7 protein-coding genes are annotated in these 9,242 nt (G+C 63.1%); 6 read left to right on the forward strand and 1 reads right to left on the reverse strand.

Annotation, left to right across the window (positions count from 1 at the left end):
- The first annotated feature begins 70 nt into the window (after window positions 1-70).
- From AU465_RS12370 to AU465_RS12385, 4 genes are read left to right on the forward strand one after another with little or no spacing between them, the layout of a single operon-like run.
- Entirely contained in the window at window positions 71-1,528 is a 1,458-nt protein-coding gene (locus AU465_RS12370; RefSeq protein WP_192247302.1) for a TolC family outer membrane protein, read from the forward strand.
- 30 nt (window positions 1,529-1,558) lie between these two features.
- Window positions 1,559-3,691: a type I secretion system permease/ATPase gene (locus AU465_RS12375; protein ID WP_192247305.1), complete on the forward strand. Its 2,133-nt coding sequence runs from the start codon at window positions 1,559-1,561 to the stop codon at window positions 3,689-3,691.
- A 17-nt stretch (window positions 3,692-3,708) separates the two neighbouring features.
- On the forward strand, window positions 3,709-4,998 hold the full coding sequence (locus AU465_RS12380) for an HlyD family type I secretion periplasmic adaptor subunit (RefSeq protein WP_192247307.1): 1,290 nt from the start codon (window positions 3,709-3,711) through the stop codon (window positions 4,996-4,998).
- Window positions 4,988-5,629 carry a ribbon-helix-helix domain-containing protein gene (locus AU465_RS12385; RefSeq protein WP_192247309.1) on the forward strand — a complete coding sequence of 214 codons (642 nt, stop codon included), beginning with the start codon at window positions 4,988-4,990 and terminating at the stop codon, window positions 5,627-5,629. Before AU465_RS12380 ends, AU465_RS12385 begins: the two co-directional genes overlap by 11 nt.
- 9 nt (window positions 5,630-5,638) lie before the next feature.
- On the opposite strand, the gene AU465_RS12390 is transcribed toward AU465_RS12385, so the two are convergent.
- Complete coding sequence (locus AU465_RS12390) at window positions 5,639-6,610, reverse strand: transglutaminase-like cysteine peptidase (RefSeq protein WP_192247310.1); 972 nt, start codon at window positions 6,608-6,610, stop codon at window positions 5,639-5,641.
- 323 nt (window positions 6,611-6,933) lie between these two features.
- On the opposite strand from AU465_RS12390, the gene AU465_RS12395 reads away from it, so the two are divergent.
- On the forward strand, window positions 6,934-7,767 hold the full coding sequence (locus AU465_RS12395; protein WP_192247312.1) for a hypothetical protein: 834 nt from the start codon (window positions 6,934-6,936) through the stop codon (window positions 7,765-7,767).
- Window positions 7,716-9,242: Ig-like domain-containing protein (locus tag AU465_RS12400; protein ID WP_210325078.1), on the forward strand; the 1,527-nt coding region annotated here is incomplete at its 3' end. The genes AU465_RS12395 and AU465_RS12400, both read left to right, overlap by 52 nt.

Consider the following 9,242-nt stretch of genomic DNA (forward strand, 5'->3'; position numbering starts at 1 on the left):
TCTGGTGGCAGGCTTGGGCAAATAAGCGCCGACAAAAACAAAAGGGCGCGGGGATAGTCACGGGGTAGAAATGACCAGGACGGGTAAAGTGACCGTCGGCTGGCGTATTGCGCTTGCTGTTACGGTGTCGATGCTGGCTTGCGGAAGCGCCAGCGCACTCACACTCAAGGAAGCTGTAGCGGTCGCCGTCGAGTCCAATCCTGAGATTGGGCAGGCGATCGAAAACCGCGAAGCCATCGAATTCGAGCTGCGCCAGGCGAAAGGCCTCTATCTTCCGAGTGTCGATCTGGAAGCGTCGACGGGCGTTCGCCGCCTCGACAATTCTTCCCGGCGCGCGCTCGACGAGGATAACGACGCCCTCTCCCCGAACGAGGCCGACCTCACCGTCACGCAGACGCTTTATGACAGCGGCGCAAGACGGGCCGAATTGAACCGCCAGGCCTCGCGTGTCGATGGAGCTTCCTTCAGGGTGCTGGAACGGTCCGAATTCATCGGGCTTTCCGTCGTCCAGGACTATCTCGAATATATGCTGCAGGCGTCGATCGTCGCCGAAGCGAAGAAGAACCTCGCCTTCCATCAGTCTATACTCGGCGACATCAAGCAGGGCATCGCCGGCGGTGCGCTCAACGATGCCGACCGGCAGCAGGCCGAGGAGCGGCTTTACGCCGCCAAGGCGCGGATGCAGGAGGCGACCGAGGAACTGGAGGCGGCCAAGATCCGCTTCTTTAAGAATGTCGGCAAGCCGCTGACCAATCCGTCACGGCCGGCCGATGTGGCCGGCGCGCTGCCGCGCTCGCTCGATGACGCGATCGGGCTTGCCAGGCAGAACAATCCGCGCGTCCATATGGCCAACAGCGACATCGACGCCGCCGCCTCGCTGGTCGACGCAGCGCGGGCCAAATACGGTCCCACGATTACCGCCGAGGGCGTCGCCCGGGGCGGATATGACATCGACGGCGACGACGGCGACACCAGCGACCTGCAGGCTCGGGTCGTGCTGCGCTGGAACCTTTATCGGGGCGGCATCGACAAGGCCAACGAGCAGGAGCAGATCCGCCGCACCAGCGAGCAACGCCTTGCGCTGCATCAGGTGCTGCGCGAGATCGAGGAAGCCGTGCGCACATCGTGGGACCGCCGCTTCCGCCAGGCGGAACTTTCGCAGACGCTGCGCCTGCAGGCAGCCACCAACGAAAAGCTGGTTGCGTCCTATCGCGAGCAGTTCAAGGTCGGACAGCGCTCGCTGCTCGACGTGCTCGATGCGCAGAACACGCGCTTCAACACCGCGACGCTGGCCGACACCTCGTCCTATGCATCGCTGTTTGCCGAATACCGGCTGCTGGCCGCGACCGGAGAGTTGCTGAAGACGCTGAACATCCAGCCGGCCAAGCAAGCCGCGGCCTATGCGCGAACGGAATTCGGCGTGCCGGCAACGGCCGATACCGAAACCTATGCGCGCACGCCGTCGGAGCAGAAGAACGATCTGCCGTTCGACATCCTCGCGCCGGTCAGGAAAAAGCAGCCGATGTAAGCATCGATCTCTGGTCCTTCGGGGCGGATCGTGAATCAGCAGCCCAACATCATCTCGCCCAAGGAGGCTTTCAAAGCCTGCTTCTCGGCGATTGCGGCCTATCTCGGCCGGCCGAGCGCGGAGACCGTGCTGTTTGCCGGGGTGCCGATTTCGGACACGCGCATCGAGCCGGACGATATCAGGCACCTGGCCGAACGCATCGGCCTCGAGGTCCAGGCGTTCAGCCATCGCGATTTCGTGCGTGGCCGCGTCGATCTTCCGGCCATCGTCTTCCGCGTCAGCCAGTTGCCGGTTGCGCTGCTCGCCGAGACAGAGTCCGGGCAATATCTGACGGCGCCGCAGGAAAACGGCCGCACCTCGATCGGCAAATCCGAGCTCGCCGAGAGCTATATCAGCGGCGGCGCCTCATTCTCGATCACCTATGCCAACACCGCCGAGGAGATGACGGTCGGCACGGCGCCCAGGATCGAAAGGCGCCATTGGCTGACCGGAACGATGGGGGCGTTCTGGCGCACCTATTCGAAGGTCGTGTTGTCGGCCGTCTTCATCAACCTCCTGGCGATCGCCTCGCCGATCTTCACCATGAACGTCTACGACCGCATCCTGCCGAACAAGGCGATGTCGACGCTCTGGGTGCTGGCGCTCGGGATCGGCGCGGCCATCCTGTTCGATCTGTTGCTGAAAACCGCCCGCGCCTCGCTCATCGACTATGCCGGGCGCAAGGCGGATCTGAGGATTTCCTATCTGCTGTTCGAGAAAGTGCTCAACTCGTCGCTTTCGGCGCGGCCGGGTTCGACCGGCGAATACGCGAACCGCGTCACGCAGTACGAGTTCGTGCGCGAGTTCTTCACCTCGAACACCATCAGCGTGTTCATCGACACGGTTTTCGTCTTCGTCTTCCTGCTGGTCATCTACGCCATTGGCGGCTGGCTGGTGATCATACCGGCTCTGGCCTTCGTGATCGCCGTCATTGTCGGGCTGGTGACGCAGCGGCGCATCGGCAAGCGGGTCGCCGCCTCGATGAACGAGGCAGCCCAGCGCCAGGCCCTCCTGGTCGAATCCATTTCCACGCTGGAGACGATCAAGTCGCTGCGCGCTGAGGCCTATCTGCTGCGCAAATGGGGCGAGCACTCGAAGAACGCGGCCAACACGTCGGAGAAGATCAAGGAGCTTTCGGCCGCCGCCGGCAACATCACCGGCGCCATCCAGCAATTTGTGACCGTCGCCCTGGTGGTTGCAGGCGCCTACGCCTTCTCGGAAGGCGAGGTCTCGACAGGCGCGATCATCGGCACCGTCATGCTGGCGAGCCGTGCGGTCGCGCCGCTCGGCCAGATCGCCATCACGCTCTCCCGCTTCCGGCAGGCCATGCTGTCGCTCAGGATCGTCAACACGATCATGGCGCAGCCGGAGGACCGGCCCGACACGGTCGGCTTCGTCAACCGGCCGATCCGCAGCGGCGCGATGCTCTTCAAGAATGTCGGCTTTGCCTATCCGGGCACCGAAAACGAGGTTCTGAACGGGCTCAACATCGCAGTCCGGCCCGGCGAGCGTATCGGCATCATCGGCCGCATCGGCTCCGGCAAGACCACGATGGGCCGCCTGATCGGCCGGCTCTTCCTGCCGACTTCCGGAGAGCTGCTCATCGACGGCATTGACATCCGCCAATACCACCCTTCGGAAGTCCGCGCCGCGGTCGGCATCGTCGCGCAGGCCGGCGACCTGTTTTCGGGCACCATCAAGGAAAACCTTCTGATGGCCGCTCCGGAAGCGACCGACGAGGAGATCATCGATGCCGCGAAGGCCGCCGGCGTCGATGACTTCGTCTCGCGGCATCCGCGCGGCTACGACATGAATGTCGGCGAGCGGGGCACCAATCTCTCGGGGGGCCAAAGGCAGGCGGTGGCGATCGCGCGGCTGCTTTTGACCAAGCCGAAAATCGTCTTCCTAGACGAGCCGTCGGGTTCGATGGATCTCGCCTCGGAACGGCAGTTGATCAAGCAGCTCAGAGTGGCGTTCGACCGCAACACGACGCTGATCGTGTCGACCCATCGCTACAGCATGCTGGAGCTGGTCGACCGCCTCATCGTCATCGAGCAGGGCCGTGTAGTCGCGGACGGAGCGAAGGAACAAGTCATCCAGGCATTGCAAAAGGCGAATGCCTGACCGGGGCACGTTGGGGAATGTTTGCAAAAGAAGACCGGCCGCCGCTTTTCGCATCGGCGTCCGTCTACATCATAGGGGCGCTGTTCGCGGCCTTCACCGCCTGGGCATCCTTTGCCGAGGTCGATGAGATCGCGCGCGGCGACGGCAAGGTCATTCCCGCTTCCAAGACCCAGATCATACAGGCGAGCGAAGCCGGCGTCGTTCAGGAAATCGCGGTCAAGATCGGCCAGACGGTCAAGAAGAACGACCTGATCATCCGCCTCGATAACACAGGTAACACTTCGAGCCTGGGCGAGGAGCAGGCCAAGGCGCGGGCGCTGCAGGCGCGCATCGCCAGGCTCAAATTCGAGCAGAGCGGCACCCTCGAGGGCGCGTTCCCCTGTCCGTCCAATATCCAGAAGATCGCGCCGGAAATCTGCGACAACGAGCAGAAGCTGCTCATTGCGCGCCGCGACAACTTCCAAGTGAAGCTGTCGGTGCTGAAGTCGCGTCTCGATCAGCGCGAGAAGGAGCTCGACGAGGCGACCGCCAATTCCGACCGCCTGTCCAAGAGCCTGGCCGTCAGCGACCAGGAAACGGCGCTGATCGAACCCATGGTCAAGAAGGGCCTGATGGCCAGGACCGAACAGATCCGCGTCGAGCGCGAGCAGACCGATCTGCGTGGGCAGCTCAACCTTGCCGGAGAGACCATCAAGAAGAGCAAGGCGGCCATCACCGAGGCGCAGCTTCAAGTCGACGAACTCGGCCTGCAATTGCAGCAGGAAGCATTGAGCGACTTGACGCAGGCGCTGGCGGACCTCTCGGTGGTGGACGAAACCATCCGCGGCGCCACCGACAAGGTGGCGCGGACCGATATCCGCTCGCCTGTCGACGGCATCGTCAACACGCTCGACGTCAACACGCTCGGCGCTTTCGTGCAGCCGGGCGCGGTCGTGGCCGGTATCGTGCCGACCTCGGAGACGCTGCTGGTCGAGGCGCGGGTCTCGCCGCGCGACGTCGCCTTCATCCAGCCGGACCAGGACGCGCTGATCAAGGTCACGGCTTATGATTTTTCGATCTTCGGCGGCATCGAGGGCAAGGTCTCGAACATCACCGCCGACAGCCTGGTCGACCAGAAGACGGGCGAACCCTATTACCAGGTGCGCGTCGCGACCGAGAAATCCACGCTGCAAAGAAACGGCAAGACCTATTCCATCATCCCCGGCATGATCTGCTCGGTCGACATCAAGACCGGCCGCAAGACGATCCTCAACTATCTTTTGAAGCCCATCAACAAGGCGCGTCAGGAGGCGATGAGTGAACGATAGCGCCTCCCGCCCCGGTGCTCCGCGCGAACGACTGCTGCCGTTGCTCGTGGCCGAGGATTTCGGCCCGGAGTTCCGGGTCGTGGCACGCGGCGGTGTGCGGCGCGGCATCCGGCTGGAGCGCGCCTTCTGGGCCTCGCTGAAGCAGATGGCCGAAAGCCGCAAATGCACGATCGGCATGCTGGTCGAGGAGATCGCCGAAAATCATCCGGACCAAGGGAATCTCACCTCGGCGATCCGGGTCGCGTGCATGCGTGGCCTCGCCGAGGAAAGCACGGAGTTGCGCAAGCTCGCCTCGATCCGGACGATCAACGCGATCCTGGTCGCCTGTCCCTCGCCCGCCTTCGCGCTGTCGTCGTCCAAGAAGATCCTGGCGTTCAACACGTCGTTTCAGCAATTGGTCAGGCGTCAGTTGCCGAGCGCACCGGGCGAAGACGGCAAACAGGACCTCAAGCTGGCGCTGGACTTGAACGTCACCGACGTTTTTGCCCGGCTCGACGCCAACGGCGACACCCCGGTCACCACCGGCTTTGTCATCGGCGCCGGCGAGCGCCGCTACCGGGGCCAGCTCAGCGCCGTGCGCGCGCCCGTCACAGAGCCGGAACTGTTGATGGCGTTCGTCTTCAACGGCTAGACGGGCGGTCTATCTCGCACCCAAACCAGATGTTGCGGGCGTCACCGCCGTATCCGGCGAAGAGCCTTCGCCGGGCGCCACCGTCGCGAAACCGCCGGCGATGTCTGCGATCTGGGAACCGGACTTCTTTCCGTGGATCCAGGCGCGATCGGTGCTGAAGGAGTAGAGCGGGACATAGTCGGGAAGGTCGCTATCCATCGCCACATTGTTGCTGAGGCTGTCCAGGATAAAGGCGCCGCTTCCCGTGCTCACGGACAGGACGGCGTGGAAGAATTTCCGGCGGCGATCCTGCAGCACGACGAGCGACATGCTCTGCGCCGGGATCCCGGCGCGCAACAGCGCCGCCATCTTCAGTATGGCGAAATCCTCGCAGTCGCCGGCGCGATGCTCGAGGATCTCCGATGGTTTCGCCCAGTAGTCGAGCTTGCCGTAGACGACGCTGTCCTTGCGATAGGCGATCAGGCGGTTGATGCTGCTGTTGACGAAAGCCAGCTTGTCGCGAAAACCCTTGTTGCTGGCGATGTCGACGATTCCGGCAAAGGCGGCGTTCTCGCGATCGCAGGGACTTCCGGCCGTGCAGTCGAGGATCGCCTGGTAGACAGGGGCCCAGCGCGCGGCGACCGGGAAGTTGTGCATGGACAAGGCGACCGACCCGAACACGCCCGGAATGATCGCCGCCGTCCGGATCGGATCGATGCCAGGGGCGGCCTCTCCGTTTGAAGAACCTGCCGTCGGGTGGGCTTCGAGGGGGCTATAGACGCTGACGACACCGGTTATCCGGTAGGCGGCGACAGGCTGCCAGAGCTGCAATCTGGCCAGCGAAACGCCGCCGAGATTGACCGGCGCAGACACCGTCTGAAGGGCTGGATTTCCAATGGAGATCGCGCCGGCGGATGACGCATTCGGCAGACCGGCGAGGCCGATTGCCAGCAGCAGAACCTTGACCCCCGACGCCGCCGGGGCAGCTTTTTGTATTTTCATAACGCCCACCTTTGACTGTGGACGCTACCAATCTTGTCTCAAATTATCGGAAATGAAGGTGGGTAAAGTTCCGCGAATCAATCTATTCTGTTTTACGTCAAATTTTATTCAAATTAATACTCTCGTTTACCGAACCGTCGTCGCGCTTCTCAACCGATCCCAAGGCACCTTCGGGAATACATAGCTGGGTATATCATGACGATTTACCAAGTGTAAAAAATGCAAATCCATACATATTCAGATATATGAAAAAGATTGAAGGTGTGTTGTAAAGTTCGATGCTCGCATGTCTCTTTCCGGGAAATGCCAGAGGGGCTTGAGCTATGACGAACAGTATCGAATTCGACACCGTTTCCAATTCCTGGGACGAGCACGCGACTGTCGGCGAACACCCGATTTCGGGTGTCCAAGTCGCACAGGCCTCCGGCGGCCAGGCGGCACCCGCAGCAGGCGAGCCTGTGCCGGTCGATGTGGGAAGCGGCGCGCCGGCGCAGGGCGCGGCCAACGCACAGAACGTACAAGAGGCAGACAAGCCGGGGGCAGACAAGCCGGCGGCCGACGCCAACGCCCCTGCATCCAACGCTCCTGCCGGAAACGCACCGGCGGCGAACGCAGCGGCCTCGAATGTTCCACATGAATATCACGCCGAGGCCGGCAATGTCGTGAAGCTTCCGGCCAATGTCTCTATCGACAACATCAAGGTCGACGGCCACAATCTGGTGCTGGTGCAGCCCGACGGATCCGAGATCGTCATCAAGGACGGCGCGCTGAACGTGCCGACCTTCATCATCGGCGACGTCGAGGTGCCGCGCGTTGCCCTGATCGCGGCCCTTGAAGCGAGCCATGTCGATGTCGCCTTCGGCGCCGACGGCTCGATCTCGGCCGGCGGAAACGGGTCGCCAAGCAGCGCCGGTGGAAATTTCGAACAGCCTCCGGGCGGGATCGGCGACGGATTCGGCCTGACGGCGCTTTTGCCGCCGACCGCATTGCAGTTCGGGCAGCCGGAGAACCGTGAGCTGTTTCCCTCCGTCGCCACCGACAAGGGCGTTTCCGTTGTGGCAGTGTCGCTGCTCAACCCGGACGAGGCGGCCAGCGGGTTTCCGTTGTGGCAGTGTCGCTGCTCAACCCGGACGAGGCGGCCAGCGAGACCGGCTTGAACGGCGGGCCGACACAGTCACCGGGCAGCGACGCGCCGAGTAACGCGGAAACGTCCAGCATCGGAACGATCACTATCGACGCGCCGGATGGCATCGGATCGATCGTCATCAACGGGGTCATCGTCACCGGCACGGGCCAGCAGATCCAGGGCCAGTTCGGCTACATCACGATCGTCTCCTTCGATCCGGGCACCGGTGCTATCGAATATAATTACACGGTGACCGAGTCGGTCACCCATCCCGAACATACGAACGGATACGATCAGAACGATACGGTTCCGGACAATTTCAGCATCACCGTCACGGACTCCGACGGCGATACGGCCAGCACCACTTTTGCCGTCGCCATCATCGACGACGTGCCGACGGCGATCGCCGACACCGACAGCGTCGCGGCCGGCCAGGTCGGCCCGGCGACGGGCAATGTGCTGGTTGGCGGCACCGATGCGGGCGATACCAATACGACGGACGGCGTTGCCGATACCCAAGGCGCCGATGGCGCGACGGTGGTTGGCGTTGCCAAGGGTACCACGAATGCCGATCTGGTCGACGCAAGCACGCTCGACGTGCAGGTCCAGGGTGCCTACGGCAAGCTGACGCTCCACTCCGACGGCAGCTACACCTATGCGCGCGACGCCAACACGCCCGGCGGCGTTAACGACGTCTTCACCTACACGATCAAGGACGGCGACGGCGACACCTCGCACACCACGCTGACGATCGCGATCGGCAACTCGACGCCAACCATCAGCGACCTGACGCCGGAGGCCAACGGAGGCGACACGATCGTTTACGAGAAGGGCCTGCCAGCAAGCTCAGGATCGGAGGGTTCCGGCGAAGCGCAGAATCCTGCACCCGAGACCGACCAATCCGAGACCAATACCGGGACATTCACGATCTCTTCGCCCGACGGCATCGCCTCGCTGAAGATCGACGGACACGACTTCATCACCAACGGCGTGTTTACCGGTGGTTCCTTCACGACGGCGCTCGGCAACACACTGACGGTGACCGGCTATGATGCCGGCACCGGCCAGGTCACCTATACCTACACGCTCGTCGACAACGAGGCGCACGACCCGGTTCAGGGCGCCAACAGCCTGTTCGAGAATTTCACCGTTACGCTGACCGACCTGGACGGCCAGAGCGACAACGGCACGCTGAGCGTCAAGATCGTCGATGATGTGCCAACGGCTAGCACGGAAGCCTCGCAGAACATCGCCGAAGGCGCGACGATCACCGGCACGCTGGACTTCGTCGCAGGCGCCGATGGCGCCACGGTGACGCATATCGACGGCACGCTGCTGGTCTTCGGCCAAGACGGCTACTCGCAGGCGATCGACATCGGCGACGGCTTCATCAAGGTCAAGGCCGACGGCAGCTATTCCTTCACCGCCGACAATCCGGTGATCGGCACGGGCGCCGCCTCCGCCACCTACACGGTGACCGACGGCGACGGCGACACGGCGACGGCC

This window comes from Mesorhizobium silamurunense (assembly GCF_014843905.1).
Lineage (GTDB): Bacteria > Pseudomonadota > Alphaproteobacteria > Rhizobiales > Rhizobiaceae > Mesorhizobium > Mesorhizobium silamurunense.

Bases quoted from the DNA above. Each gene is read 5' to 3' on its own strand.
- AU465_RS12370 (WP_192247302.1), top strand. From the start codon at position 71: ATGACCAGGACGGGTAAAGTGACCGTCGGCTGGCGTATTGCGCTTGCT.
- AU465_RS12380 (WP_192247307.1), top strand. From the start codon at position 3,709: ATGTTTGCAAAAGAAGACCGGCCGCCGCTTTTCGCATCGGCGTCCGTC.
- AU465_RS12395 (WP_192247312.1), top strand. From the start codon at position 6,934: ATGACGAACAGTATCGAATTCGACACCGTTTCCAATTCCTGGGACGAG.
- AU465_RS12390 (WP_192247310.1), bottom strand. From the start codon at position 6,610: ATGAAAATACAAAAAGCTGCCCCGGCGGCGTCGGGGGTCAAGGTTCTG.